Raw genomic sequence first — 25057 nt, 5'->3', positions numbered from 1 at the left:
GGCTCTTTCCGTCGCCTCACGGCGACACAGACACTACGTTTCTTTCGGACCTACGACACACAGCGACGGCGTCGTCGCGGTTCTGCGCACCCGACCGAAATCCGGCCGCCTATTACGCCGTCGGTGCTACCGGCGAGCATGTACGACCGGATTCTGGTCCCGACTGACGGCGGCGACGCCTCGCCGAAGGTGTTCGCACACGCCGCGGATATCGCCGCGCGCCGCGACGCGACCGTCCACGTGCTCTACGTGGTCGACGACCGCGCGTTCCTCACGCTCGACGACGCGATGCAGAGCGAAGCCGTCGAACAGCTCCGCGCGGAGGGCCGGGGCGCGCTCAGCGACGCGAAACAGACCTTCGAGTCCGAGGGCGTCACCGTCGAGACGGAACTGCGCCGCGGCAACCCCGGCGAGGAGATTCTCGCCTACGCCGCCGACGCTGACGCCGACCTCGTCGTGATGGGGACGCGGCGCGGCGACTTCGAGAACTCGATGCTCGGCAGCGTCTCTCGGGAGGTCGTGGCCTCCGCGGACGTGCCCGTGCTCACGGTATCGCTGACCGACGACGAGTAAGTCAGCAGCGTCGCTACGGCGTCGAAATACGGGAAAAGACTGCGAAACTACGCCGCGTTCGGCGGCCGACGAATCAGTTGATGTGGCCTTCTTCGCGGAGCTGGTCGGCGTCCTGCTCGTCGTAGCGCCACTCGATGTTGGCCTTCTCGTCCTGCCAGTCCCACGGTTCGACGAGGACGACGTCGCCCTCGTTGATCCAGGTCCGGTACTTCATGCGGCCGGGGATTCGCCCCATCCGGTTCTCGCCGTCTTCGCACCGCACACGCACGTGATTTCCGCCGTTGTGTTCGGTCACGACGGCGAAAAGTTCGTCTTCGTCGGGCATCCGCAGGTTGCGGCGCCCAGATTCTTCGCTCACACCTAGTGTAGCCGTCCGAGACGTTTAAATCAACGGGAAGTAGTGGTAGCACACCTCACGCGACGGACAGCCGTCCCGTTCCGGTGTCGAAATACAGAAAGGTCCTAGCTGCGAGCATCGAAACAAGACCGTGCTCCCGGACTCACGCCGCGCCGCCTCGCTCGGCAACTGCTCGCACCGCTCGGCAGCGCGCTACTGATGGTCGACTTCGCTGGCATCTTCCTCGGCGCTGTCGGTCCCATCGTCGCTATCGCGGCCGTCGGCTACGTGCTCGCGACGCTGAAGGATATCGACCCGCAGCCGCTGAACACCGCGGTCGTCTACGTGCTCGCGCCCGCGCTCGTCTTCCACAGCCTCGCGGTCACGGAGCTGGCCGCCGCCACGCTCCAGTGGCTGACGGTCGGCATCGTCACGTTCACCGTCGCGATGTGGGGCGTCGCGGAAGCGACGGGCCGCCTGCTCGGCGAGCGCGAACCCATTCTGAGCGCGCTCGTGCTCGTCGCCATGTTCTCGAACGCCGGCAACCTCGGCATCCCCGTCTCGGACTTCGCGTTCGGCGACGTCGGCCGACAGACCGCGGTCGTGTTCCTCTCCGTGCAGTCCGTGCTGATGTACACGCTCGGCGTCTATGCGGCGTCCCGGAGCGGCGGCTCCGCGGGGCTGGTCGGCCTCCGGCGGGTGTTCCGCCTGCCGCTCGTCTACGCCGTCGTCGCCGCGCTCGCGGTGCGCGCGCTCGGCGTCGTCCCGCCAGCCAGTAATGCGGGCATGGAGTCCCTCAAGCTGGTCGGCGACGCCTCGATTCCCGTGATGTTGCTCGTGCTCGGCATCCAGCTCGCGCGCACCGACACGGGCGCGGCAGTCTCCCGGACGGCGCCCGCCACGGCGCTCAAACTCGGCGTCGCACCGTTGGTCGCGCTCGCCGTCGCGCTCGTGATACCGTTCGGAGACGTGACGGTCGCGCGCGTGTTCGTCCTCGAAGCCGCGATGCCCGCGGCGGTCACGCCCGTCATCCTCGTCGGCGAATTCGCCGCCGGCACGCGGTCGGAGGGCGTCTCCGTTCCCGAGTACGTCTCGACGTGCGTGCTCGTCACGACGCTGCTCGGCGTCCCGGTGTTGACGGTGCTCATCGCGGTCCTGCGCTCGGGCGTCGTGCTCTAGGCGTGGCCGCTGCTCGTGATTTGGAGGCCGGCGATGCCGACGACGACGAGCGCGATGCAGCCAACGCGAAGCGCCGACACCGGCTCGTCGAAGAGGTAGACGCCGAGAATCGCAGTCGCGACCGCGCCGATACCCGTCCAGACGGCGTACGCCGTCCCGACTGGAATCTGTTGGACGGCCCGCGATAGGAGGTAGACGGAGACGCCCATCGCGGCCAGCGTCGCGACCGACGGCAGCGGCTCCGTGAACCCGTCAGTGTACGCGAGTCCGATTGCCCAGATAGTCTCGAACAGTCCGGCGACGAGCAACACCAGCCACGGCGACATGGCCGGACCGAGAGCGCTCGGGCCCCTCAACGTGTCGGACCCGGGCGAGCACTCAGTTCGTGGTGATGATTTCGACGACGTCGCGCGCGTCGAGCTCGTGGTCGGCGGCAATCTGGCGGTTCACGCGGCAGTCCTTGGCGTGCAGGAAGCCGTCGCCGACGTCGCTGTGGACGTGGTACGCGAACTGTTCGGCGGTCGCGCCCTCGGGGAGCAGGAAGACGTCCGGGAGCACGCGGCCGTCGGTCGTCCCGAGTCCGTTCGCCGAACCCGGGAAGACGGGGACGACGCCGAGTTCGTCGAACAGCGCGGCTTCGAGGGCTTGCTGGACGCCCGTCCCGCCGAACTCGCTCAGGAACTCGCGGATGGATTCGAGGCCGGCGGCCTGCTCGTCGCCGACGTCGCCCGTAATCTCGAAGTCGTCGCTACCGGGACGGTAGTCGACGACGCCGCCCTCGCTGGCCTGCTTGAGCGCCTTCTCGGCGTGCGCGCTCGTCGGCACGAACGTCAGGTGGTCGTAGTCGGGGTCGTCGGTGATGGTCGCCCAGTTCGCCTGCGCTTCGGGCGTGTCCATCTTGTTCGCGGCGACGACCATCGGCTTCGTGCGCTTGCGAATCTCGCGCGCGAGTTCCATCCGGTCGTCGTCGTCCCACGTTACGGGGTCGAGTTCGAGGCCCAGCGCGAGGATGACCTGCTTTATCTCCTCGTCGGTGGTACGGAACGCGCTCATCTGCTCGGCGAGTTCGACTTCGAGGGCGGTTTCGCCGGCATGCTGGCCCTCGAAGCGCTCGATGCCCTTCTCCAGGATGTCGAGGTACCACTGGTCGAGTTCGTCTTCGAGGAAATCGATGTCCTTCCGGGGGTCGTGGCCCTCGGTGGCTTCGCCCTCCATGTCCGTCGTTCCGGAGAAGTCGACGACGTGGACGAGCACGTCCGCCTCGTTGAGGTCCGTGAGGAACTGGTTGCCGAGGCCAGCGCCCTCGTGAGCGCCGGGGATGAGCCCCGCGACGTCCACGAGCTTCGTCGGGACGAACCGCGTGCCGTCCTCGCAGTAGCCCGTCGAGGGCGTGCACGTCTCGCCGAACTCGGGTGCCGCGCAGTCCACGCGCACGTAGGCTTCGCCGACCGCCGGGTCTATCGTCGTGAACGGGTACGCGCCCTCCGGCACGTCGTTCATCGTCGCCGCGTTGAAGAACGTGGACTTCCCCACAGAGGGCTTGCCCACGAGCCCAATCCGATAACTCATTAATTGATACAGTGGACCGCCGTACAAACGGGTTGCGTCCCCGCTGTGGTCTGTGACGCGCTCGCACACGTCTGCCGGCGTCGAAGACCTTTCGCCCCACGACTCCGAGGCTCACCCATGGAGGCTCGTTCGCTCGCCGAAGCGTTCGCGTCGTTCGAGGAGCCGTGGGAGCCCCGCGTGCTCGCGGAACTGAACGACCAGCAGGTCAAGGTCGCGCGGCTCGACGGCGAGTTCGTCTGGCACGCCCACGAGAACGCCGACGAACTGTTCTACGTCGTCGACGGCGACCTCACTATCGAGTACCGTGAGGACGACCACGAGGATGCGGTTCACCTCGGCCCAGGCGATCTGACGGTCGCACCCGCGAGCGTCGAACACCGGCCGGTCGCCCACGAGGAGACGAAAGTCGTGCTCTTCGAACCGGCGGGCACGACGAACACGGGTGACGCCGACGACAGTGAGCGGACGGTCGAGGAACTGGAACGCCTCTAGGCGCGACTGCGAACGTTGGCGAGCCGAACGTGTCGTCGGCGGCCGCGGCGAACGGGCGACCGGTGCGGACAGCGACAGCCCTTACTTCGGTGACGCCCACAGATACGGGTATGAACCGTCGCGCGTTCCTCGCCGCCAGTGCCACGGGCTCGCTGGCCGCGGTCTCGGGCTGTCTCGGGCTGCTGGGCTCCTCCTCGTCGGTGAATCACGTCGGCAACCTCGACGCGGAGTTCCACGCGAACACCTCGCTGCCGGCCGACGAGGACCCGGCCGACGGCTACCCGCCCGAGTACGGCAACCCCGACGAGCGCAGCGTCGACCCGTCGTCGTTCCCCACGACGACCACGAACGGCGAGACCGTCGGGCTCGCGCCCATCGAGGTGGCGCGCTACTGGCACCAGCGCGCGGCCGCCCGCTTCGTGGACGCCCGCGGCCTCCAGCAGTACGAGCGCGCGCACATCTACGGTGCCGTGAGCAGCCCCGCCCAGCGCGGCTCGGAGGGTGGCAGCATCGGCGGCTGGTCGAAGGACGACCGCATCGTCTGTTACTGTGGCTGCCCGCACCACCTCTCCTCGATTCGGGCGTCCGCGCTCCAGCAGGCCGGCTTCTCGAACGTCTTCGTCATCGACGAGGGGTTCGGCCCGTGGTACGAGGGCGGCGACCCGATGCGCGGTACCGACTTCAGCGCACCTCAGGAGGCATTCGTCGACGGCGAGGTCGACCCCCAGTACGCCGGGAAGTACGCGTGGGCGACCCACGAGGCGTCCGGCCAGCAGGAGGCCGCGCCCATCGCCGACGACGGCACGTTCAACCTCCACCTCAAGTTCTACGACGTCACTGCGGACACGCCGATTCACGTCCAGACGCCCGCCTTCGACGTCACGCGGCCGCTCGGCGACCTCACCGGCGCGGTGCTGACGGGCTGACCGGCCCGGCTGTTTTCCCGCTACGGCGTCTCCGCCCGACCGATGCGTAGTCGCGTGTCCGAACCACACCTCGTAGCCCGCGCTCGGTAGCGTGTTCGCGTCACTGCTCACGCTGCTGGCGGGCGTCACGACGCTCGTCTACGGCGGCGACCGCGTGGTCGACGGCGCGAGCGAACTCGCGCGCCACGCCGGCGTCTCCACGTTCTTCGTCGGCGTCACCGTCGTCGCCGTCGGGAGTTCGGTGCCCGAAATCGCGACGTCGCTGTACGCCGCGGCGTACGGCTCCGGCGATTTCGTGGTCGGCCACATCGTCGGCTCCGCGACCTCCCAGATTACACTCGGCGTGGGCATCCTCTCGCTGGCCGCGCCGCTGTCGGTCTCCCGGCAGAAGACCCGCGTCTACGGCGGCGGGATGCTCGCCGCGATGGCAGTGATGGCGGTCGCGCTCCAGTCCGGAACCATCACGCGCACCCAGGGCGCGCTCATGGTGCTGGCCTATCTCGGCTTCCTCGCGGTGCTCGCCGAACACGAGGACTACGCCGAGCGCGTCGCCGAGTCGGAGCTGACGCTCCAGCGCGCCGCGGGCTACGTCTTGCTGGGCGTCGCGCTGGTGGTCGTCGGCGGCCACCTCCTCGTGACGGGCGGCCAGCGCCTCGCGGTCCGCGTCGGCGTCCCGAGCTACCTCGTCGGCCTCGTCACGGGGCTGGGGACGACCGCGCCCGAAATCGCGGTGGCGCTGGTCGCCGTCCGCCGCGACCGCACCGGCATCGCGGTGGGGACGCTGCTCGGCTCGAACATCACGGACCCGCTGTTCTCGCTGGGCGTCGGCGCTGCGCTCGCGGGCGTCCACGTCACCGGCGTCGACGCCGTCCTCACCTCCGTCGGATACATGATTGTCGCCAGCGCGCTCGTGCTCGCGGTCGTCTACACGCGCCGGCCCGTCGGCCGCACCGGGTCGTTGGCGTGTCTCGTGCTCTACGTCCCGACCTTCCTCCTCGGGTAGTGGCGGGTAGGCTTACGGTGATGGCGTGGCGACGCCACAGTATGCGACGAGTCGTCATCGTGGGTGCCCTCGGCCGCGACTTCCACGACTTCCTGACCGTCTTTCGCGACAGCCGCGACCACCGCGTCGTCGCGTTCACCGCCGCGCCCAGCCAGAACCTCGGCGAGACGGGCGACCACCACGCCACCTTCCCCGCGGAACTCGCGGGCCCGGACCACCCCGACGGCATCCCCATCGTCCCCGAGTCCGAACTCGAAGCCGTCGTCGACGAGTACGCCGCCGACGAGGTCGTCTTCTCGTACTCCGACGTCTCCCACGAGAAGGTGATGCACGTCGCCTCGCGGGCGCTGGCGGCCGGCGCGGACTTCCGCGTCGTCGGCCCCGACGAGATGCAACTCGACGCCGACGTGCCCGTACTCGCGGTGGACGCGGTGCGCACAGGCTGCGGGAAGAGCCAGGTGTCGCGAGCGCTCACGGCCGAACTCGAATCCCGTGGCTACGACGTCGCGGTCGTCCGCGAGCCGATGCCGTACGGCGACCTCACCGAGAAGCGCGTCGAGCGCTTCGCCGACGAATCCGACCTCGCGGACCTCACTATCGAGGAACGCGAAGAGTACGAGCAACACGTCGAGCGCGGGCACGTCGTCTACGCGGGCGTGGACTACGCGGCAATCGTCGAGCGCGCGAGCGCCGAAGCCGACGTCATCGTGTGGGACGGCGGGAACAACGAACTCCCGTTCGTCCGCCCGGACCTCCACGTCGTGCTCGCGGACCCGCTGCGCGCGGGCGACGAACTGACCTCCCACCCCGGGGAGGCGAACGTCCGGGACGCGGACGTCGTCGTCGTGAACAAGGAGAATAGCGCCAGCGACGACCAGATTCGGACTGTCGTGGAGAACGTCCGCGACGTGAACCCGGACGCCGAGATTCTCCACGCGGACTCCGTCGTGACCGTCGACGACCCCGACGCTGTCCACGGGAAGGACGCGCTCGTGGTCGAAGATGGACCGTCGCTCACGCACGGCGGCACCGACTACGGCGCCGGCACGGTCGCCGCGGAGCGCTACGACGCCACGCGCCTCGACCCGCGCGAGGAAGCCGTCGGCTCCATCGCGGACACCCTGGAGAAGTACGACCACCTCGACCGCCTGCTGCCCGCGATGGGGTACACCGATGAGCAGATTGCGGACCTCGAAGCCACCATCCGGAACGTCGATCCGGAGGTCGTCGTCGCGGGGACGCCGCACTCGCTGTCGGACTACGTCGACGTGGACGCGCCAATCGTGCAGGTGGACTACCACGTGGAGTTCCACGACACCACGGTCGCCGACTTCCTCGACGCGCACGCCGACGACCTCGGCTTGTAGGGCGCGCGTGCTCAGACGACGCGCACGCGCTCGGCGGTGACGTCGACGCCCGGGCTGTAGAGGAGGTGCGGGACTGATTCGGGCTGTTCGAAGCCGTTCGCGGCGAAGAGGTCGTTCCGGCGGAACGTCGCGTCGGCGTGCGCGAGCCGCCACGGGTCGTGGCTGACTTCGCCGCAGAACACCCGCGAGCGGCCGGCCGCGTAGAAGCGGTAGCGCTCCAGCAGGAACGCTTCGAGCGTGCCCGGACTGGCTGCCGCGGGCTCGCCGACGGGCTCGTAGGTCGCGTCGAACTCCAGGTCCGGGACGCCCGAGTGCGTGCGGTGGCTCTGGAACTCGACTGCGCCGTCTTCGTGGGTGACGTTCATCTTCGCGTGGTAGTACGGCAGCCGGAAGAGGGTGCGCGCGAGCGCGACGCCGAGCCGGTCGTTGGCGTCGAGGTTGAAGAAGTAGATGCCGGGGCCGGCGTCGCCGGTGACGTACGTGCGGAGGTTCAGTTCGCCGAACGTCCGGCCGACGGACGCGGGGATGCCGAACGGCCGGACGTCTTTCATCACGAACGGGACCGCGGACAGCCACGCGCGGCCGTCGAACGCATCCACCTCGACACCGTCGGGCAGTCGTCTGGCGACGACTTCGGGGTCGACCGGCCAACTCGCGACCAACACGTCCCGCCACTCCATCGAGACGACGTCCATACTCGCACTACGCAACCTGGGGCCTTCGGCGTGCCGGCCAACCGACACAGTATTAACTCTCCGCGATAATTTAATAACTGAATGTCTGTCACGCAGTCCGTCGCGACGGTCCGGGCGCGCACCTCGCGCCTCGGTGCCGTCAGTCTCGTCGCGTTCCTCGCGCTGTCCGCCTACGTCTTCAGCACGGGCGAGGCGCGGAAACTCCTCGGCATCGCGTGGGTCGCGTTCGCCGCGATGGCCGGCGCCGCCGCAATCGGCGCGCGCGCCAGCACCGAACACCCAACAGGCCTCGTCTGGGGGTACGGCCTCGCCAGCGGCGCGATGGTCGCCAGCTCCGCCGCGTTTCTCGTCCCGCAGGCCATCGGCTACGCGCCCAAGTCCGGCGGCTTCGGCATCGCCGCGGGCATCCTCGTCGGCTTCGGCGCGCACACCGTCGGCCACCTCGTCACGCACCGTGACCTCCCGCTGGACCGAACCTCGGCGGAACTCGCCGCGCACTCGCTGACCGCCGGCTCCATCATCGGCATCGTCTACACCGCGATGCCCGACCTCGGCCCGCTGCTCGGGCTCGCCATCGTCTCCCACAAAGGCCCCGCGGGCTACGCCGCCGCGCGCCGGCTCACCGCGCAGGGCCGCTCCCCGATGATGCTGCTGCTCCCGTCGGCCGGCGTCGGCATCGCCGCGCTCGCGGTCACCATCCTCTCGTTCCCGACGGACGCCACCGTCCGCGCCGTCATCTTCGGGTTCGCCGCCGGCATCTTCCTCCACGTCGCGATGGACTTCCTCCCCGAGTGCGAGACCGGCAGCGAAGTCCACGCCGCCGCCACCCGCGGCCTCGACGACCACGACCACGGCGTCCTCGACCGGCTCCGCGTCCACGCCGTCGCGTCCACTGCGCTCGGCGGCATCGCGGTCGCAACCGCGTGGCTGCTGCTGCAGTAATCAGGCGTACTCGCGCCACCGGCTCCCGCACTCCTTGCACTTGAAGAAGCGCGTCGGCGGCTCGTCGGCGGCACCGGTCTGCTTGATGGTGTACCACGCCTCGTCGTGGCCACAATCCGGGCAGATTTCCTCGGCCGTGGGTTTCCCCTCGAAGTTGGCCTCCTCGCTCGTCTCGATGACGTCGCTGGTGTCCTGAGCGGCGGTCGTGACGAACTCGCCGCTGTCGCCGGCGGGCTCGGTGTGCCCACACCCGGAACACACCCGTTCGTCGTCCTGCTTGTGCATCATCGACCCGCACTCGTCGCAGAACTGCATGTCCCGAGCTAGGGCTCGTCTCCGGAAAAATCACTCGCCTCGTTCTCCTCGCGGGCCGCGACCACCGGACAGTTCACGACGCGGAAGTGGTCGGTGTCCACCTCCGCCTCGATGGTCGTCCCCTCGTGCGTGCACGCCGTCTCCGGCGGGTCCGAGAAGTGCTCGCAGCCCTGACAGAGTCGCTTCTCGACGACGCGCACGTCCCGGTCGACCTCTTCGGCGGTTTCGGCTTCGACGCCCGACGCCTCCGCGACGCCCACCGCGTCCGCGACCGGCTCGTCGGCGGACTCCGAGAGCTCCGCCCAGACCGCCTCCTCGTCGACGTTGTCGACGTCGACGTCCGTGAACAGCTCCTCGAATTCGTCGTCAGTTTCGGCTTCGCGGCTCCGTTCGACGTCCTCGCGGAGGTCCGCCAGCGGCTCGTGCTCCTCGTCGTGCTCGTTGTCGCCGTCACTCATCGCGTCCACCCTCGGCTTCGTCGTTCGGAACACCGGCACTCTCGAAAACCTCGAAGGTGTCCGCAAGTTCGTCGTCATCGACCGGCTCCGGGTCGACGACCTTCGGTCCGTCGTCCGCTTCGCCGTCGTCGCCGGAAGCCATCGCTTCCAGCGTCTCGCCGTCCGTGCCGAGCCACGACTCGTCGTCGAGCACGCTCTCGTCGGTCGGCAGTGCGGGCGCCGACCCCGTCACGAGGACGTGCGCGCCGAACCAGCCCGGGTTCGCCTTCACTTCCTCGATGGTCGCCGCGCAGAACGGACACTCCGGGGTCGTCAACAGCGCAACCGAGACTTGCTCGCCGCACTCCCCGCACTCGGCCTCGCGGACGCCCGCGACGTTCGCCTCCCGCTTGAGCCGCTCGGCGCGCTCCCGGCGCGCCTCCGCGGCCGCCAGCGACGCCACCGAATCGCGCATCGACACGACCGCCGTCGCCAGCGTCGTCGTCTTCCGGTCGAGGGCCTGGGTCTCGTCGCGGAGGTACGTCAGCACCTCCTCGAAGTTGTCGAAGCCCGCGTCCACGCGCCCGCGGAGCCGCCGCGCCGCTTCGGAGACCTCCGCGACCTCGGCCTGGGCGTCCCGTGCGGCGTTCACCGCCTCCTCCGCCTTCGAGGAGAGGGCGGGGTGGTCGTGGTCTTTCGGTGCCTTCGCGTCGGCGTCGCGCTTGACCTGGATGACGCGCTCGCGGACGTCCTGAATCTTCTCGTCGAACTCGCTGTCCACGGCCTCGACGTCCGCGCGCAGGTCGTCCTCGACGGAAGCCAAGCGGTCGTCGAGGTCGTCGCTGGTGACCACGTCTGTCTGCTCGTCGGCCTCGCGGTACGCCGCCAGAACTCGTTCGAGAAACACCTCGGTGGGCACGCCGAGGCCGTCGGCGCGCTCCGACAGCCACGACGCCACGGGGCCTTCCAGTGTCGTCTCGACTGCCTCCGACGATCTGTCGGCCATTCACCCCGAATTGGCACTCTGCTGTCTTAACTCTTACAGGTAAGTCCCCATCTCAAGGAGCAACGCAGGCTGTAGGTCGTGTAGCACAGTAGGGCGGGGATACAGCCGTCACAGCGGACCCCATCCAACGAAAAGACTAAATATATACTGAATATATATTCGTGTATGGGCACATTCGAACTGGACGGCGAAGAAATCATCGACCGTGAGGCGAAGGAGTTCGGCGGGAGTGCCCACGTCACCGTTCCCAAAGACTGGCGCGGCGCAGACGTGAAGGTCATCCGCGTCACCGACCCCGACGACCAAGACGAGTAACACGATGAACTACAACTACAGGTATCGAATCGAGCCGAGCGAGGCTGTCGAAGCCGAGTTAGAACGACACATCGATACCTGTAGGCAACTCTACAACCACTTTCTGTACGAACTCCGCAACACCGACGAGTACCTCTCCTACACGGCGATGCAGAACATGCTGCCCGACCTGAAAGACTGGTGGGACGAGTTGAACGACGTGTACTCGAAAGTGTTGCAGATGGTCGCCCGCCGTGTCAGTGACAACCTCGACCGCCTCAAAGACAAGAAAGACAACGGGCACAAGGTCGGGATGCTCAAGTGGAAACCACCGCGCGAATATCGGAGCCTCACCTACAACCAGTCTGGTTTCGAACTCAAGAACACGAGTGACCAGGCCGTCATTTCTCTTTCCAAGATTGGTGAGATGCCGATACACCTCCACCGCGACATCCCCGACGACGCCCGAGTGAAACAGGTCACGGTCAAGCAAGAGAAAACGGGTGAGTGGTACGCGGTCTTCGGCATCGAAACCGAAGACGGCTCACCCGAAAAACCCGCTCTGGATGAGATTTCCCGCGAGGATATGGTTGGCATCGACGTGGGCATCATCAAGTACGCCCACGACACCGACAGCACGATGGTCGGCAGTCTCGCCCTCGACGCTGAGTACGAGCGTCTCGAACGCGAGCAACGAGCGTTGAGCTGCAAACAGGAAGGCTCGCAGAACTGGCACGACCAACGTCGTCGCGTGGCCCGCATCTACGCTCGCATCGTACGGAAGCGCCGCGACTTCCTGCACAAACTCTCAAACTACTACGCTCGGGAGTACGACCTTGTAGCCGTCGAAGACCTCGATGTTCACGGGATGATGCAACTCTCGTCGAACAGTCGAAACCGAGCGTCGGCGTCGTGGCGGACGTTCATGGACTTCCTCGAATACAAGTACGAACGAGATGGCACGCACTTCGTGAAAGTCGAACCTGAAGGGACGACACAGGAGTGCGCCGAGTGTGGCGTCAAGGTGGAGAAGGAGGTGTGGGTGCGCGAGCATTCCTGCCCGACGTGCGGGTTCGAGACTGACCGTGACGAGAACGCCGCGTACAACGTGCTACAACGCGGTCTTTCGGAGTTAGGTTTGGGACACGCCGAAGTGACGCCTGCGGAGACTGCACTCCCTACGTCCACGACTGGTGGGTCGTCCACCGTCGTGGATGCAAAGTGCGTCGTTGAAACAGGAAGCCCCACCGTCAAGGAGTGAACCGCGCAAGCGGTGAGTGAATAAGGTGGGGTAGTTCACTCGTTCGCCCGCGTTACCGAATCTTCCGGACGTCCGTGACGTCGAAGCCCGCGTCGTGAATCTCGGTCTCGAACTGCACGATGTCCTCTGCCTCCAAGCGCCCGAGCACGCCCCGGAACTCCCGGACGAACATCGTGCGCACGCGCTCGTTCCCGCCGCTCTCCCACCGGAACTGCACGGTGCCGTCCACGGACGTCATCAGGCTCCCGAACTCCTCCTCGGTGACCGCGTCCCGCGTCAAGTGCAACAGGAGCAGGCCGTCCCAGCCGCGCGCGGCCTTCCGCAGCCCCTTCAGCGTCATCACGACGTCGCTGAACGCCATGTCCCGCTTGCGCGCGCCGATGAGGTCGGTCAGCGAGTCCACGACCACGAGGCTGCCGCTGGCGTGCTCGTCGAGGTAGTCCGCGAACGCTTCGAGGACGTCCCGGCGGTCGCTGTCACTCTGCCCGAGGTCCGTAATCGAACGGTGTTCGCTCGCGTACCACTCCCGGGGGACGGGGCTCAACTGGAAGTACTCCGGCGAGAAGTCCGCGAAGGTCACCGCGTCGAGGCCCGCGTCGACGATTTCCTCGTCCATCGTGAACGAAATCTCCCGGCGGAGTTCGGCCTCGTCGGCCGTGAAGGAGACGTAGTGGATGTCCTCGGGCGGCACCGCCGAGCCGTGGAGGTCGCCGTAGTGTAACTCGAAGAGCTCCGGGTCGGCGGCCTGGAGGCCGTTGAGGACGGCGCTCGTGTAGACGAACTCGCGAGCGCCAGCGCTCGCCTCCCCCGACAGCAACACGACACTCCCCTCGGGTGCGCCACCCCCGATGCGGCCGTCCAGCCGCGAGATGCCGAACGGAATCGTCGCCATACGTGCGAGTCGCGCGGGCGGCGTTTACGCTTTTCCCTGCCCCGTCTCTGTGACGCGCGCGCCCTCGTTGCGGGGCGCGACCACGCGCACGTCGCCGTCGACGCCAGCCGCGTCCAGCGCATTATGGCCGGCCGCCAGCGCGGCGTCGGCGCGAGCCGCGTCCGTGACGCCGTACACCGCTGGTCCCCACGACGACTGTCCGACGCCCGAGACTGCGGGGTTCCCGGAGAGCGCGTCGACGATGCCGCCGACGGGCGGCCGGTAGACGCCGCCCTGCTCGTCGGCGTACCACGCGCCGTTCAGCCGCCCGACCTCCGCGACCGCCGCGCCGAACGCCGCCACGTCCTCGCTTGCCAGCGCTGGAAGCACGCGCCGCGTCACCACACCGGAGATGCGGTCTGCGAGCCCGGGGTCGGCGGCCTCCACGGCCGACCGCATGCTCACATCCTCCTCGCTGCCGGCTTTGCCGGGTTCGGTGTCCGGCAGCACGAGCAGGAACCGCCAGTCGTCGGGAATCCGGTGACGGGCCGCGACCGGCGGGACTGTCCACTCGCCGCGTGCGGGTGCTTCCGTCGTGAACAGCCAGGTCGGGTGGCCGGCGTCGAGCACGAACCCACCGCCCCCGAACGTCCCGACGCCGACGCCGCTCCGCCCACCCCGTCCCAACTCCGGCGCGAGGTCGCGGACGTCGACCTCGTCGCCATGGGCTCGCGCGACCGCTTCGAGCACCGCCAGCGCGAGTTGTGTTCCGGAGCCGAGCCCCACGTGCGGCGGCAGTTCCTCGCGGATGGTGAGGTCGGCGCCCGGCACGCCGAGCACCTCGCAGGCGCGCTCGACGTGCTCGCGCGCTCGCTCGTGGTCGCATCGAACTCCGTCCGCGCGCTCGGCTTCGACGACCACCCGCGGCTGATCGAGCGCGACGCCGAGGCTGCCGTAGAGCCGGTCGTGGGACAGCGAGAGGTTCAGGAAGCCGAAGTGGAGCCGGCCGCCGCTCTCGACCCGGGTTGGCATAGCAGTTGGTTCGTGACCGGCGATGTTGGTGGTTCTGCCGCTGGCAAACCTTCCCGGTACCCGAGCGCGGCGGTAGTCAGGGCGGCAGGTGTCTGTCGTAGACGTTCCGTCGATGGCCGACTGCTTCGACGCGGAGGACGTCGTTTTCGCGGTCCCATCTGATTATCGCTCGGTAGTCGCCGGCACGGAGCTTGTAGTAGGGAAATCCGGGGAGCGGGCCGAGGCGTTTCTCGGTCTACTCGGTCGCTTCATCGACCTTGTTCATCACGCGGTCGGCCACCTGCGGGTCGAGGTTCTGTAGATGCTCGAGCGCCTGCTCGGTGTATTCGACGTCAGTCATCGAGGTCGAGCCGTTCGCGCGCCTCTTCCGCCGACACCGTCTCACCACGTTCTGCCTGCTCGCGACTCTCCGCGAGGTCGTCGAGGAACTCCTCGGAGATAGTCACGTTCGGGTCCACCCAGTCCCGGAGCGCGTCGCGGATGGCCTCCGACCGACTGGAGTAGCCGCGCTGCTCGAACTCTTCGTCGATTCTCTCCACGAGCGCTTCGGGCACTCGCACGTTGATTTTCTGCATCCGGTCGTCGCCGGATTCCGTGTCCGCACTCATACCCTGTAGTACACCTGTATCACAGAAAAACCTTCGCCGGTGTGGCTCCATCGACGAACATCATCGCCTTGCCGCAGACCACCGGCAACATCTGTCCAGTCGGCGGACTTTAACCCACGGACGGGCTACCCACTAGGTATGAGCAAGCAGAAGGACACAGACCTCCCGAGCGCCGACGTCACCGAAGGCGTCGAGCGCGCGCCCCACCGCGCGATGTTCCGCGCGATGGGCTACGACGACGCCGACTTCTCCTCGCCGATGGTCGGCGTTGCGAACCCCGCAGCCGACATCACGCCGTGTAACGTTCACCTCGACGACGTCGCCGACTCCGCGGTCGACGGCGTCGAAGGCGGCGACGGTATGCCCATCGAGTTCGGCACCATCACCATCTCGGACGCCATCTCGATGGGGACCGAGGGGATGCGCGCGTCGCTCATCTCCCGCGAGGTCATCGCGGACTCCGTGGAACTCGTGGCGTTCGGCGAGCGCATGGACGCCTTGGTGACCGTCGCGGGCTGCGACAAGAACCTCCCCGGGATGATGATGGCCGCGATTCGCACCGACGTCCCGTCGGTGTTCCTCTACGGCGGCTCCATCATGCCCGGCGAGCACGACGGCCGCGAGATTACGGTGCAGAACGTCTTCGAGGGCGTCGGCGCGGTCGCCTCGGGCGACATGAGCGAGGACGAACTCGAGGAGATGGAGCGCCACGCCTGCCCCGGCGCGGGTGCCTGCGGCGGGATGTTCACCGCGAACACGATGGCCTCCATCTCGGAGGCGCTCGGCCTCGCACCGCTGGGCTCGGCTAGCCCGCCCGCGGAGAGCGACGAGCGCTACGACGTCGCCGAGCGCGCCGGCGAACTCGCCGCGGAGTGCGTCCGCGAGGACCGCCGTCCCTCCGACATCCTCACGCGGGAGAGCTTCGAGAACGCCATCGCGATTCAGGTCGCGCTCGGCGGCTCCACGAACGCCGTTCTCCACCTGCTCGCGCTCGCCGCGGAAGCGGGCGTCGACCTCGACATCGAGGACTTCAACACCATCAGCGACCGCACGCCCAAGGTTGCGAACCTCCAGCCCGGCGGCTCGCGCGTGATGAACGACCTCCACGAGGTCGGCGGCGTCCCCGTCGTCCTCAAGCGCCTGCTCGACGCGGGCCTCATCCACGGCGACGCGCTCACCGTCACCGGGCGCACCATCGAAGAGGAACTCGACCACCTCGGCGTGGACGGCGACGTGCAACCCACGTCGGAATCAGCGAGCGGCGACGAGCCGCGAGCAGGCAGCGTCGAGGAGGACGTCGACTTCCTCAAGCCCGTCGACGACCCGTTCCACGAGACGGGCGCAATCACGGTGCTCACGGGGAACCTCGCGCCCGACGGCGCGGTCCTCAAGGTCACCGGGAAGGACGAGACCCAGCACACGGGTCCCGCCCGCGTCTTCGAGTCCGAGGAGGACGCGATGGCGTACGTCCAGGAGGGCCACATCGAATCCGGCGACGTCATCGTCATCCGGAACGAGGGGCCGCGCGGCGGGCCCGGGATGCGCGAGATGCTCGGCGTCACCGCCGCCGTCGTCGGCCAGGGCCACGAGGACGACGTGGCGCTGCTCACCGACGGCCGCTTCTCCGGGGCGACCCGCGGGCCGATGGTCGGCCACGTCGCGCCCGAAGCCGCGTCTGGCGGCCCCATCGCGCTCGTGGAGGACGGCGACGAGGTGACCGTCGACGTGCCGAACCGCGAACTCTCCGTGGCGGTCGACGACGACGAGATGGCGGCTCGGCGCGAGGACTGGGCGGAGCCGGAGCCGCGCTACGACTCCGGCGTGCTCCGGAAGTACGGCGCCCAGTTCGGCTCCGCCGCTCACGGCGCCGTCACCAACCCCGCGGCGAAGCGCGAGTAACTACTTTCGCGAGAGAAACTCCGGGAGTCGCAGCCGGTCGAGGTCTTTTCTGGGGAGCGTGTCGATGTCGATTCGGTCCAGTAGCTCCGGAAGGTCCATGCGGTCGCCGCCCTCGCTACTCGTCTCGACGTCGCCGCCCTCCTCTCCCTTGTACGTGATTAGCTTCGACCAGACCGCGCGCTCGCGGGACGGGAACTCCGAGGGGTCGACGTCGCTCTCCCCCGAGGCCAGTTGGCTGTCCAGATCCGCCGCCGAACTCTTCCCCTCGTCGTAGGCCATCTCCACGAGCGACCGGCCCGCCGCGGCGACGAGCTGGCGGTACTCCTGTGGGTTCCGGTCGCCCAGCGCCGCGGCGACGCCCAGCGCGTACGCCCGCCAGACGGCTTCCTCGCGGTCCAGTTCCTCGCCGTCCCAGTCGCGGGAGAAGGATTCGTCGTACATCACTCGGGGCGGACCTTCCGGCCGGGGTCGACCTGCAGCCCCGACCCCGTAAAGGAGATGTCCCGGATGTCGCAGTCGATGTTCGTGCCGCGCATCTTCACCAGCTGGACGCCGCGGGTCATCCCGCCGCCCTCCAGGAAGTTGTGGAGGAAGATGACGCCGTGGGCGAGGTAGTGCTCCTCGGCGTACGCCGTCGGGTCGGTCATCTCCGAGACGAGCAGGACGGTGGCGTCGGTCTGCTTGAGCCCGGTGGCGAAGTGCGTGACCTCCGCGTCGGCGTCGTCGGCGAAGTGCGCCAGCAGCATCGTGGAGTCGACGACGACGCGGTCGTAGTCCTCCTGGCGAATCATCGACGCGAGCCGCGAGGAGAGCCCGGACTCGCGACCGTACTGGGTGAGCGAGCGCCGCGAGCGCTCCCGCGTGAGGTTCAGGAACTCGAAGTTCTCGGCGTTGGCCGCCCGCGAGAAGCCGAACTCGTAGTTCGCCATGTCGTCGACGAGTTCGTTGCGCGTCTCGTGCATCGTCACGTACAGCACGTCCTCGCCGTTCTTCACGCCCTCCGTGACGTACTGGGCGGCGAGCGTGGTCTTCCCGCTGCCCGGCGGCCCGCTCAGCGTGTACAGGCGGCGCGCCGGGAGCCCGCCGTCGAGGAGGCTGTCGAGCCCGGCGACGCCGGTCGAGAGTCTCATCGGTGGTCCTCACGTGGGCCACGCTTAAATCCTCCCGTGTTCGACGCCTTTTCACGTTCTTCACGCAGCCCTCCGTCGGTTCCCGGCTCCGCTGGCCGGCCCGCAAATCGGTCCATGGCACAGCCACCCGTGCCACGACCGGTCTCGGAAAGGTTATCCGTGCATCCGGCCTACCTGTAGTTGCAATGGCAACCGGTACGGTTGATTTCTTCAACGACACGGGCGGTTACGGTTTCATCGAATCTGAGGACGCGGACGAGGACGTTTTCTTCCACATGGAGGACGTCGGCGGCCCGGACCTCGAAGAAGGACAGGAAGTCGAGTTCGACATCGAGCAGGCCGACAAGGGCCCGCGCGCGACGAACCTCACCCGGCTGTAATCCCGGCGTTCCTTCGTAGAACTACACTTTCCGATTTTTGTGACCGACGCCGAACAGCGGCGCGTTCGTCGCGGGACAGTCTGACACTCGCGTAGCCACCGGCTCGTGAGGACTCACTCGTCGCCGCGACGAACGCGCACGAGGAGGTCGCCGTGCACCTCCCCGAGCACGGTCGCGCGCTCGTGGCGCTCGACGGCCTCCCGGTCGACCTCGTGGGCTTTCCGCACGGCGACGCGGCTGTCGTCGTTCGTCCGAATCGCACCGACCTTCACCAGCCGGTGGGGCTCCACGTACTCGTAGACGTCCCGGAGCGCCGCCGCCGCGTCGGTGTCGACCGTACCGATGGTCGCCGCCCCCAGCCGGTCGTCGGGCGCGAGGTCGGCCGCGCTAATCGAGACCCGCTGCCCGAACTGCTGGGACATCGCCGGCAGCACGCTCTCCTGGGTCTGCTGGGACGGCTGGGTCTCCGTCGAGCGCAACACCACCCGGAACGTCACGGGCATACTCCGCGCTACCACGCCAGGTCATATCATACCACGTGCTACGCGTCAGAACGCTGAATCTTCCACCAGAACCCGCTCACACGCCCAGTGAGTGGTGCCTCAGTCCTCGTCCATCGCCCGAACGGACTCCGTTCCGCACTCGCGGCACGCCGACACGCGATACGGCTGGCGAGCGAACGCCGCGTCCGCCTCCGGCGTGCTCTCCACGCGGAGGTCTATCGTGACGCTATGTGGCGTCTTCCCGCGACAGTTCTCGCACGACTCCGTCCGACCGGCGCTGTGTGGTGCCTCGCTCGCCATCGTCGGTATCACACGAATACTGTCGCGTCACGCATTCCAACTGGGCCTAAATAGTTAGGGTGGTCAAGAGTACTACGAGAATCTACAGTAGCAGGGAGGTGTGTATTTCTTCACGGCGTACCGGGTTCGCGGTTGGAGTGTCCAGGTGCTCGCACACAGGCATCATTAAGCAGTGAATCGTCCTACGGTTCGGTGGTACGCCGGTGGAACGCATCAAGGAACGGAGCAAGCGAAGGTGAGTATTGGTGCAGTAATATAGAAAATGCTGCCACAGTTAATCAGAACCCGAGGGACTGTGGTTCTCTAGGAGTAATCTTATACTCTATAGTTGAGATGAGTCTGTTAGAATGTCGGACAGCTCGGGGAATTCGACAGGGGATAGTTTGTTGAGACGGATGGCGTCAATCTTTCACTGGCAATCAGTAATTGCTGGGATTACCCTAGTCGGAGCGCTAATTGCCAGCGCCCAGTATATCCAGTCAGAGGCCGCTTCTGCGAGTCTACTGAAAAACTATTCCGCGGTGCTTGCTTCCCTTTTTATCGGATCGTCAACGGGGCACTACTTTGGTAAGTCGCTAACCAAGTCACAAAAACCCGTTAATAGCCTGTTCTTTGGGATTTTTATCGCGTTCTTTGTCTACTGGGTTTATCAGAATATGCTAAGCTCACTCACATACAGCTTAGTTCTCATAGCTATCTCTTTCGCGTTAGCTCATGATTCACTAATCGCGCAGTCGAAGCCCATTAACTCTCTAATAAACACATTTGCGGGAGGGATTTCTCCTGTCGGCATCCTGCTATTCACCGTTTTGCAGTTCACTACGCCCGCAATTCCACTTACACTGATAGTTAATGCCATCATGCAATCGCTAACCGAGAAGGTTGACCTGCTCGGAGCGCAGGTTAATGTCGTTATTTTCGCATCCGGACTCCTTCTCTTCGTGGTGATTTCCGTACCGATTATCTATTGGGCGACAATCGACCCGTCAAACAATTAATTCTTCTCGACGAACCCAGGACTTCGGCAAGTTCGGGGTTATATTAGGACGACCGTCGAAACATATACACACGATCTTCGTGGATTCGCGTGCAAATTTGGGGAAACGATTCTCTCGACGCGCAACCCTGCGAGCTGGGGTCGCAGGAGAATAGTTCGTTGGTTTTTGGAATCGCTACAGCCTATCGATTGGAAAGACGCACTAATGTCAGCCATCTATTTCAGGCAATCCGATAACACAAAGATATGCCCGAAGACGAATTTGATTCACGACTATTTTGGCTGTTGATCGCAACGATAGGGTTAGTCTCAATCTTTGCTATCGGTGGCTGGCTCTTCGGGAATCAAGCCATATCCGCGTTAAGCGGGTCCTTCTCCGTCATTCTATCAGCCCTGTTAGTGTTGCTTTATAGGCAGCAGAAAGAAGTTCTGGAGCGTCAAGAAAGGATTATGGAGGCCGATTATATGCCGATGTTATCCTATGGTAAGCGCGAAATCGTCGTAACTGAAGTGCAGGAAGTCTTCGGGGAACAGGATGGATTTTCGCACGAAGCGCCCAAGTTTGAAGCATACAATTACGGTCAAGGAAGAGCGCTCAATATTAGAGCCGAGATTGTCATAGATACTGAAATTCAAATACAGACTCCAGTTGAGGAGAGGATAGAGAAAGTCAGAGAGATGGCGAGACGAGCTGATTTGTCCGATTCTGCTAGACGCCTAAGTAAGGGGTTGGAACAGCCATCTGATTCATTAAACTCACAGGAAGGTGATTTCTTCGTCGGTGGATCGCATTTCCAATATCTACCGACGGGGGAGACACATAGGAGCTTTCAGAGGTTTGACCTCCCGGGGGTTAACCCGGGCGACCCCATAACGTGGATTGTCGTAGTCGAGTACAAGGATGTTCTTGGAAATACATATCGGGATATACCCTTTGGACAAATATTGGAGTATGTACCAAGAACAGCAATTAACGAGTTCCCTACGATAGGGAAGGGGGTTGAAAACCCGAAGAATGTCAAGTTCCAGAACGTCGACTATGAAGATGGGGTGGTTCGTGGAGAGATGGAGAGGAACTCTACTTTGGCCATACTAACCGAATAGCGAGCCGAAAGCAAGATTAGCGGCGGGAGAAACGTCTCTTTCGGCTGTGTTGGAGTGTGAGGAGTGTATTGGAGTGGTGTACTTACTACTTCGAACGGGGAACTGAACGCCCCGTGAGGTTCTCCGAGGAGGGGCAGTCGATACGACCATGACAAGACTCGCCACAGCCGAACTCGTAACCACACAACGAGCAGAGGGAACGTGAAGAACCACCAGCCCCGCGAGCCGAACTGAACACAGAGACGCCTCTAGAACGTTGAGTCAGTAGGCCCGGAATTGGATTCCGGGCGAAAGTGAAGTGGGACCGCCGAGATTCGAACTCAGGTCCGACGGACCCCATCCGCCGAGGATACCGCTACCCCACGGTCCCACGTATCGACCGAAGCGGCGTCCGGCATTAAGGCCTTCGTTTCGGAATCGCGTTACACGAGCACGCGTTCGAGTTCGACCACGGTGCCGGCGTCGGCGTCGGGGTCGCCGACGAAGCGACCGAGGCAGACCGCAGCGCCGTTGGGCGTGTAGCACGCGACGAACTGGTTCCGCTCGGCGTCCTCCGCACTGATGACGCCGGGCGCGTAGACCGGCGCGCCTTCGGCGACCTGCTCGGCGGCGGAGGGCGCGATGGTCACCGACGGGATGTGTTCGAGCGCGCGTTCGGCGGGCACGAGCACGTCCCGGAGCGCGGCTTCGGGGTCGCCGCTCGGCGGGCTGGTGTCGTCCTCGTCGCGCAGCCACGCGAGCGCGTCCGAGAGGTCGTGCAGCGTCGACAGCGTGGTGTCGTCGAACGGCGTGGTGGCGGCGCGGCGGAGGTCGCCCATGTGCGCGCCGGTGCCGAGCGCGCGCCCGAGGTCGTGGCAGAGCTTCCGGATGTACGTCCCGGACTCACAGCGGATGCGCAACAGCGCCTGCCGCTCTTTCACTTCGAGCACGTCGAGGTCGTGAATCTCGCGCACGCGCAGGCGGCGCGCGACTGCGGACTTCCGCGGCGGCTTCTGGTAGGTCGGCCCCTCGAACTCCTCGATTACGCTGTGGAGGTTCGCGGGCGGCTCTGCATGCAGTTCCAGCACGGCGACGTACTCCTTGGGGCCTTCGAGTAGCGCGGGCGCGAGCCGGGTCGCCGCACCCGTCAGGACGGGCAGACAGCCCGTGACCTTCGGGTCGAGCGTGCCCGCGTGCGCGGCCTTCTCGACGCCGACCATGTCCCGAATCCACGCCGACACCTGGTGGGCCGACGGCCCCGGCGGCTTGTCGAGGTTGACGACGCCGAATTCGAAGACGTCGTCCGGGTCGCGGTCCGCGGGGGCGTCTCGTAGCATCGTCAGAACTCGTAGTTGACGTTCTCGATTGGCGCGGGCCCCTCGTCGTTGGACGGCTCGTAGTTGTCCACGGCGTACAGGACGATGTCCGTGACGGCGTCCGGCCCCCACCGCGCGGTGTTCACCGAGAGGTCGTAGATAGTGAGGTCGTCGAAGTCGATGCCGTAGTAGTCGGCGTACCGCGCGCTCTCGGAGTCCTCGCGCTTCTCGGTCTCGGCGCGCGCAGTTGCGGGTGTCTTCTCCTCGCGCTCGGCGATGCGGCGCGCGCGCACGCTCAGCGGCGCGTCCAGCCAGATCTTGATGTCGGCGTACTCGCCGGCCATCCAGCCCGAGAGCCGGGATTCGAGCACGACTTCGTCGCGCTCGCGCGCGGTCTCGCGGAGCTGTCGGTCGAGGTCCTTGTCTATTTGGGGGTCCTCCTCGGCGAGTTCGTTGAACTCTTCGAGGGTGAGCCCGCGGTCGTCGGCGAGCTCACGGAAGATGTCGCCACCGGAGATGTGGTCGTAGTCGAGATGGTCGGCGAGCGCGGACGCCACCGTGCTCTTCCCGCTCCCCGGCGGGCCGGAGATCGTGACTAACATATCCGTGCTGGGGGCGGCGCGGACAAAGAGGTTTTGAACCTGAACCCGGCGTGTGGCGGTTTCGCGCAGAAAACAGGGCATTCGCGCGGCTTCGCCGCGCGATTCACCGCGAGCCTTCGGCTCGCGGGCCGACGAGCGACCACCGCGCCCGAAGGGCGCGACGGGAGCGAAGAGTGCTTTTTCCGCAAGTTTTTGCCGAGTGGGGGCGCGGAGCGCGCCCCACGCAGCGCAAAAAGTGCGTCTATGTGGGCGTCGTCTGGATGTTCAGCGCCTTCCGGATGACGTTCGAGAAGCTGAACGAGCAGACCATGTACCAGATAATCCAGACGGGGAACACGAGCGCGCGGCCCGTGTTGAAGTTGACCTCGCCCATCAGCGGGAGGACCATCTGGACTTCCTCGCCGGTGACTTGGCCGGTGCCGAGCTTCCAGTACATCCAGAGGAACGCCGGGATGGTCAGGAGCATAATCCACGCCATCGGGCGGAACTGCTCTTTGAGCATGCCGGCCTGGTCGCCGAACGCTTCCATCTGCTCCTCGCGGAGGCGCTCGATTTCGGCTTCGTCGCCGCGCTCCTTGGCCTCGGACATCTTGTCCTGGAGCTGCTGGGCGCGCTCCTGATACTTGGACATCTTGCTCATGTCCGTCAGGTTCGCCTGCAGGAGCGTGGAGTACAGGCCCGTGAGGACGGCCAGCGCCATCACGACGACGTAGAACGGGAGCATCGCGTCCAGCGGCCCGAGCACGACTTCGACGGCTCCGCCGATGGTGTTCTGAATCGGCTGGAAGTTGTAACCGAGAATCGCGGCGAACGACCCGACCGCCGCGAGTTTGTCCCACTTCGACCACGACGAGGATTCCGGGCTCTCGTCGAGTTCCTCCTCGGGTTCGAGTCCCTCGCGGACGCCGTCTGGGTCCGCGAACTCGAAGCCCTCGCCGGACTCCACGAGAACGTCTTTCTCCAGTAGGCGTCCCCACTGGCCGCTGGAGACGTCGCCTTTGACGTCCCGCCAGCGAATCTCACCCTCGTGGTCGAGGAGGTCTTCGAGCACGTCGGCCAGTTCGGGGTCCTCGCGGACCAGCGAGCGGACTTTCTCCGCGGTTCGAGACATCTTCTTGGCTGTTCTTTGCGGTGGCCGCTTGAACCTCTTACGGAACCCGCTACTGACGAGCGCCGGTCGGCGAGAAAATCGCTGTCGGCGGTCCGTCCGTCAGTTCGCGTGCGCTTCGACGGCGGCTTTGACGTCCTCCCAGACTTCGTTCGGGGACTGCTCGCCGTCGATTTCTTCGAGCACGCCCTGGTCGCGGAAGTACTCGACGACGGGCGCGGTGTTCTCCTCGTAGACTTCGATGCGCTCGCGCGCGGTCTCCTCGGTGTCGTCCTCGCGCTGGTAGAGGTCGCCGCCGCACTCGTCGCAGACGCCCTCCTCCTCGGGCGGGTTGAAGTCGACGTGGTAGGTCGCGCCGCAGTCCTCGCAGACGCGGCGGCCGGTCAGCCGGCGCACGAGTTCGTCCTCGTCGACGTCGAGATAGAGCACGACGTCGAGGTCCGTGATGGAGTCGAGGTACTCCGTCTGGCTCTCGTTACGGGGGTAACCGTCGAGGACGAAGCCGTCGGCGTCCTCCAGCGCGGTCTTGACGATTTCGTTGACGACCTCGTCGGGAACGAGTTCGCCGGCGTCCATGTACTCGCCGGGCGTGTCGTACTCCAGGTCGAGGTGGCTGATGTCCATCCCTTTGTTCTCGCGGAGCGCGTCCCCGGTGGTGACGTGCTCGACGCCGAACTCCTCAGTGAGTCGGCGGCTCTGTGTGCCCTTGCCGGCGCCCGGAGCGCCCAGAATCAGGATTCGCGGGTTACTCATATCGTCCCGTTTCCGGGCCTCGATTAAGGAGGTGTTGTTTCCGGCCGAACTGGCGCGCACACCCGACCTGCTTTGTGGG

Annotated in this window: 31 protein-coding genes, 1 tRNA gene and 1 pseudogene; 13 read left to right on the top strand and 20 right to left on the bottom strand. The window is 66.0% G+C overall.

The window, feature by feature from the left end:
* Nucleotides 1-138: 138 nt before the first annotated feature.
* Entirely contained in the window at nucleotides 139-573 is a 435-nt protein-coding gene (locus LT974_RS12175) for a universal stress protein (RefSeq protein ID WP_232587909.1), read from the top strand.
* Nucleotides 574-646: 73 nt separating this feature from the next.
* Here the strand turns inward: LT974_RS12175 and eif1A are convergent, their stop codons facing one another.
* The gene (gene eif1A, locus LT974_RS12170) at nucleotides 647-931 is read right to left on the bottom strand and encodes a translation initiation factor eIF-1A (protein ID WP_058983974.1); all 285 of its coding nucleotides are present in this window, start codon (nucleotides 929-931) and stop codon (nucleotides 647-649) included.
* A 198-nt stretch (nucleotides 932-1129) separates the two neighbouring features.
* Between eif1A and LT974_RS12165 the strand changes: the two genes are divergently transcribed.
* Nucleotides 1130-2089, top strand: coding sequence for an AEC family transporter (locus tag LT974_RS12165; RefSeq protein ID WP_232587908.1), 960 nt, complete (start codon nucleotides 1130-1132; stop codon nucleotides 2087-2089).
* Here LT974_RS12165 and LT974_RS12160 read toward each other — a convergent pair.
* Complete coding sequence (locus LT974_RS12160) at nucleotides 2086-2415, bottom strand: DMT family transporter (protein ID WP_230893305.1); 330 nt, start codon at nucleotides 2413-2415, stop codon at nucleotides 2086-2088. The genes LT974_RS12165 and LT974_RS12160 overlap by 4 nt on opposite strands.
* Before the next feature lie 52 nt (nucleotides 2416-2467).
* Nucleotides 2468-3658 (bottom strand): redox-regulated ATPase YchF, encoded by a 1191-nt coding sequence (locus tag LT974_RS12155; RefSeq protein WP_232587907.1) that lies wholly within the window; start codon nucleotides 3656-3658, stop codon nucleotides 2468-2470.
* 117 nt (nucleotides 3659-3775) lie between these two features.
* Here LT974_RS12155 and LT974_RS12150 point away from each other — a divergent pair, with 117 nt between their 5' ends.
* The 4 genes from LT974_RS12150 (at nucleotide 3776) to LT974_RS12135 (ending at nucleotide 7446) form a co-directional block, all read left to right on the top strand.
* Nucleotides 3776-4150 (top strand): cupin domain-containing protein, encoded by a 375-nt coding sequence (locus tag LT974_RS12150; RefSeq protein ID WP_232587906.1) that lies wholly within the window; start codon nucleotides 3776-3778, stop codon nucleotides 4148-4150.
* A gap of 110 nt (nucleotides 4151-4260) precedes the next feature.
* On the top strand, nucleotides 4261-5076 hold the full coding sequence (locus tag LT974_RS12145) for a rhodanese-like domain-containing protein (protein ID WP_232587905.1): 816 nt from the start codon (nucleotides 4261-4263) through the stop codon (nucleotides 5074-5076).
* Nucleotides 5077-5167: 91 nt separating this feature from the next.
* Nucleotides 5168-6079, top strand: coding sequence for a sodium:calcium antiporter (locus LT974_RS12140; RefSeq protein ID WP_232587904.1), 912 nt, complete (start codon nucleotides 5168-5170; stop codon nucleotides 6077-6079).
* 41 nt (nucleotides 6080-6120) lie between these two features.
* Nucleotides 6121-7446 (top strand): GTPase, encoded by a 1326-nt coding sequence (locus LT974_RS12135; RefSeq protein ID WP_232587903.1) that lies wholly within the window; start codon nucleotides 6121-6123, stop codon nucleotides 7444-7446.
* An 11-nt stretch (nucleotides 7447-7457) separates the two neighbouring features.
* On the opposite strand, the gene LT974_RS12130 is transcribed toward LT974_RS12135, so the two are convergent.
* Entirely contained in the window at nucleotides 7458-8141 is a 684-nt protein-coding gene (locus LT974_RS12130) for a YqjF family protein (RefSeq protein ID WP_232587902.1), read from the bottom strand.
* 81 nt (nucleotides 8142-8222) lie between these two features.
* On the opposite strand from LT974_RS12130, the gene LT974_RS12125 reads away from it, so the two are divergent.
* The gene (locus tag LT974_RS12125) at nucleotides 8223-9083 is read left to right on the top strand and encodes a ZIP family metal transporter (protein WP_232587901.1); all 861 of its coding nucleotides are present in this window, start codon (nucleotides 8223-8225) and stop codon (nucleotides 9081-9083) included.
* Here the strand turns inward: LT974_RS12125 and LT974_RS12120 are convergent, their stop codons facing one another.
* From LT974_RS12120 to LT974_RS12110, 3 genes are read right to left on the bottom strand one after another with little or no spacing between them, the layout of a single operon-like run.
* The gene (locus LT974_RS12120; protein ID WP_232587900.1) at nucleotides 9084-9398 is read right to left on the bottom strand and encodes a transcription factor S; all 315 of its coding nucleotides are present in this window, start codon (nucleotides 9396-9398) and stop codon (nucleotides 9084-9086) included.
* An 8-nt stretch (nucleotides 9399-9406) separates the two neighbouring features.
* On the bottom strand, nucleotides 9407-9856 hold the full coding sequence (locus LT974_RS12115; protein ID WP_232587899.1) for a hypothetical protein: 450 nt from the start codon (nucleotides 9854-9856) through the stop codon (nucleotides 9407-9409).
* A complete protein-coding gene (locus LT974_RS12110) occupies nucleotides 9849-10841 on the bottom strand; it encodes a hypothetical protein (RefSeq protein WP_232587898.1) in 993 nt (330 codons plus the stop codon). The genes LT974_RS12115 and LT974_RS12110 overlap by 8 nt, the downstream gene beginning before the upstream one ends.
* A 165-nt stretch (nucleotides 10842-11006) precedes the next feature.
* Here LT974_RS12110 and LT974_RS12105 point away from each other — a divergent pair, with 165 nt between their 5' ends.
* Together LT974_RS12105 and LT974_RS12100 are read left to right on the top strand one after the other, a co-directional pair.
* Nucleotides 11007-11156 carry a DUF2080 family transposase-associated protein gene (locus LT974_RS12105; RefSeq protein WP_232587897.1) on the top strand — a complete coding sequence of 50 codons (150 nt, stop codon included), beginning with the start codon at nucleotides 11007-11009 and terminating at the stop codon, nucleotides 11154-11156.
* 4 nt (nucleotides 11157-11160) lie between these two features.
* The gene (locus tag LT974_RS12100) at nucleotides 11161-12396 is read left to right on the top strand and encodes an RNA-guided endonuclease InsQ/TnpB family protein (protein WP_232587896.1); all 1236 of its coding nucleotides are present in this window, start codon (nucleotides 11161-11163) and stop codon (nucleotides 12394-12396) included.
* A 52-nt stretch (nucleotides 12397-12448) separates the two neighbouring features.
* On the opposite strand, the gene LT974_RS12095 is transcribed toward LT974_RS12100, so the two are convergent.
* The 4 genes and pseudogenes from LT974_RS12095 to LT974_RS12080 all read right to left on the bottom strand — a co-directional run bounded on the left by LT974_RS12095 (nucleotide 12449) and on the right by LT974_RS12080 (nucleotide 14907).
* Nucleotides 12449-13288, bottom strand: a complete 840-nt coding sequence (locus LT974_RS12095) for an RAD55 family ATPase (protein ID WP_232587895.1) — start codon at nucleotides 13286-13288, stop codon at nucleotides 12449-12451.
* 24 nt (nucleotides 13289-13312) lie between these two features.
* Nucleotides 13313-14299, bottom strand: a complete 987-nt coding sequence (locus LT974_RS12090; protein WP_232587894.1) for a beta-ribofuranosylaminobenzene 5'-phosphate synthase family protein — start codon at nucleotides 14297-14299, stop codon at nucleotides 13313-13315.
* A gap of 76 nt (nucleotides 14300-14375) precedes the next feature.
* A pseudogene (locus LT974_RS17970) lies at nucleotides 14376-14639 on the bottom strand (type II toxin-antitoxin system RelE family toxin).
* Nucleotides 14632-14907, bottom strand: coding sequence for a ribbon-helix-helix domain-containing protein (locus LT974_RS12080; RefSeq protein WP_232587893.1), 276 nt, complete (start codon nucleotides 14905-14907; stop codon nucleotides 14632-14634). The pseudogene LT974_RS17970 and the gene LT974_RS12080 overlap by 8 nt, the downstream one beginning before the upstream one ends.
* Nucleotides 14908-15045: 138 nt before the next feature.
* Here LT974_RS12080 and ilvD point away from each other — a divergent pair, with 138 nt between their 5' ends.
* Entirely contained in the window at nucleotides 15046-16806 is a 1761-nt protein-coding gene (ilvD, locus tag LT974_RS12075; RefSeq protein WP_232587892.1) for a dihydroxy-acid dehydratase, read from the top strand.
* Here the strand turns inward: ilvD and LT974_RS12070 are convergent, their stop codons facing one another.
* Entirely contained in the window at nucleotides 16807-17247 is a 441-nt protein-coding gene (locus tag LT974_RS12070; RefSeq protein ID WP_232587891.1) for a hypothetical protein, read from the bottom strand.
* Nucleotides 17247-17936, bottom strand: a complete 690-nt coding sequence (locus LT974_RS12065; RefSeq protein WP_232587890.1) for an RAD55 family ATPase — start codon at nucleotides 17934-17936, stop codon at nucleotides 17247-17249. Before LT974_RS12065 ends, LT974_RS12070 begins: the two co-directional genes overlap by 1 nt.
* Nucleotides 17937-18121: 185 nt before the next feature.
* Between LT974_RS12065 and LT974_RS12060 the strand changes: the two genes are divergently transcribed.
* Nucleotides 18122-18316 (top strand): cold-shock protein, encoded by a 195-nt coding sequence (locus LT974_RS12060; RefSeq protein WP_058983995.1) that lies wholly within the window; start codon nucleotides 18122-18124, stop codon nucleotides 18314-18316.
* Nucleotides 18317-18429: 113 nt separating this feature from the next.
* On the opposite strand, the gene LT974_RS12055 is transcribed toward LT974_RS12060, so the two are convergent.
* Both LT974_RS12055 and LT974_RS12050 read right to left on the bottom strand, forming a co-directional pair.
* Complete coding sequence (locus LT974_RS12055; protein ID WP_232587889.1) at nucleotides 18430-18819, bottom strand: hypothetical protein; 390 nt, start codon at nucleotides 18817-18819, stop codon at nucleotides 18430-18432.
* A 99-nt stretch (nucleotides 18820-18918) separates the two neighbouring features.
* On the bottom strand, nucleotides 18919-19119 hold the full coding sequence (locus LT974_RS12050; protein ID WP_232587888.1) for a DUF7835 family putative zinc beta-ribbon protein: 201 nt from the start codon (nucleotides 19117-19119) through the stop codon (nucleotides 18919-18921).
* A 347-nt stretch (nucleotides 19120-19466) separates the two neighbouring features.
* Between LT974_RS12050 and LT974_RS12045 the strand changes: the two genes are divergently transcribed.
* Both LT974_RS12045 and LT974_RS12040 read left to right on the top strand, forming a co-directional pair.
* On the top strand, nucleotides 19467-20117 hold the full coding sequence (locus LT974_RS12045) for a hypothetical protein (protein WP_232587887.1): 651 nt from the start codon (nucleotides 19467-19469) through the stop codon (nucleotides 20115-20117).
* 245 nt (nucleotides 20118-20362) lie between these two features.
* Complete coding sequence (locus LT974_RS12040; protein ID WP_232587886.1) at nucleotides 20363-21220, top strand: hypothetical protein; 858 nt, start codon at nucleotides 20363-20365, stop codon at nucleotides 21218-21220.
* A 299-nt stretch (nucleotides 21221-21519) separates the two neighbouring features.
* Here the strand turns inward: LT974_RS12040 and LT974_RS12035 are convergent.
* The 5 genes from LT974_RS12035 to LT974_RS12015 form a co-directional block, all read right to left on the bottom strand.
* A tRNA-Pro gene (locus LT974_RS12035) sits at nucleotides 21520-21590 on the bottom strand.
* A 52-nt stretch (nucleotides 21591-21642) separates the two neighbouring features.
* Nucleotides 21643-22536 (bottom strand): RNA-guided pseudouridylation complex pseudouridine synthase subunit Cbf5, encoded by an 894-nt coding sequence (locus LT974_RS12030; protein WP_232587885.1) that lies wholly within the window; start codon nucleotides 22534-22536, stop codon nucleotides 21643-21645.
* A gap of 2 nt (nucleotides 22537-22538) precedes the next feature.
* Nucleotides 22539-23117, bottom strand: a complete 579-nt coding sequence (cmk, locus tag LT974_RS12025; RefSeq protein WP_232587884.1) for a (d)CMP kinase — start codon at nucleotides 23115-23117, stop codon at nucleotides 22539-22541.
* A gap of 241 nt (nucleotides 23118-23358) precedes the next feature.
* The gene (locus tag LT974_RS12020) at nucleotides 23359-24228 is read right to left on the bottom strand and encodes a DUF106 domain-containing protein (RefSeq protein ID WP_232587883.1); all 870 of its coding nucleotides are present in this window, start codon (nucleotides 24226-24228) and stop codon (nucleotides 23359-23361) included.
* A gap of 99 nt (nucleotides 24229-24327) precedes the next feature.
* A complete protein-coding gene (locus LT974_RS12015; RefSeq protein WP_232587882.1) occupies nucleotides 24328-24978 on the bottom strand; it encodes an adenylate kinase in 651 nt (216 codons plus the stop codon).
* Between the last annotated feature and the right edge of the window lie 79 nt (nucleotides 24979-25057).

This window comes from Halobacterium noricense, from assembly GCF_021233435.1.
In the GTDB taxonomy this organism is placed as follows: Archaea; Halobacteriota; Halobacteria; order Halobacteriales; family Halobacteriaceae; genus Halobacterium; species Halobacterium noricense.
Note: the sequence above shows the minus strand (reverse complement) of the source record. Positions and strands in the feature narration are given on the sequence as shown.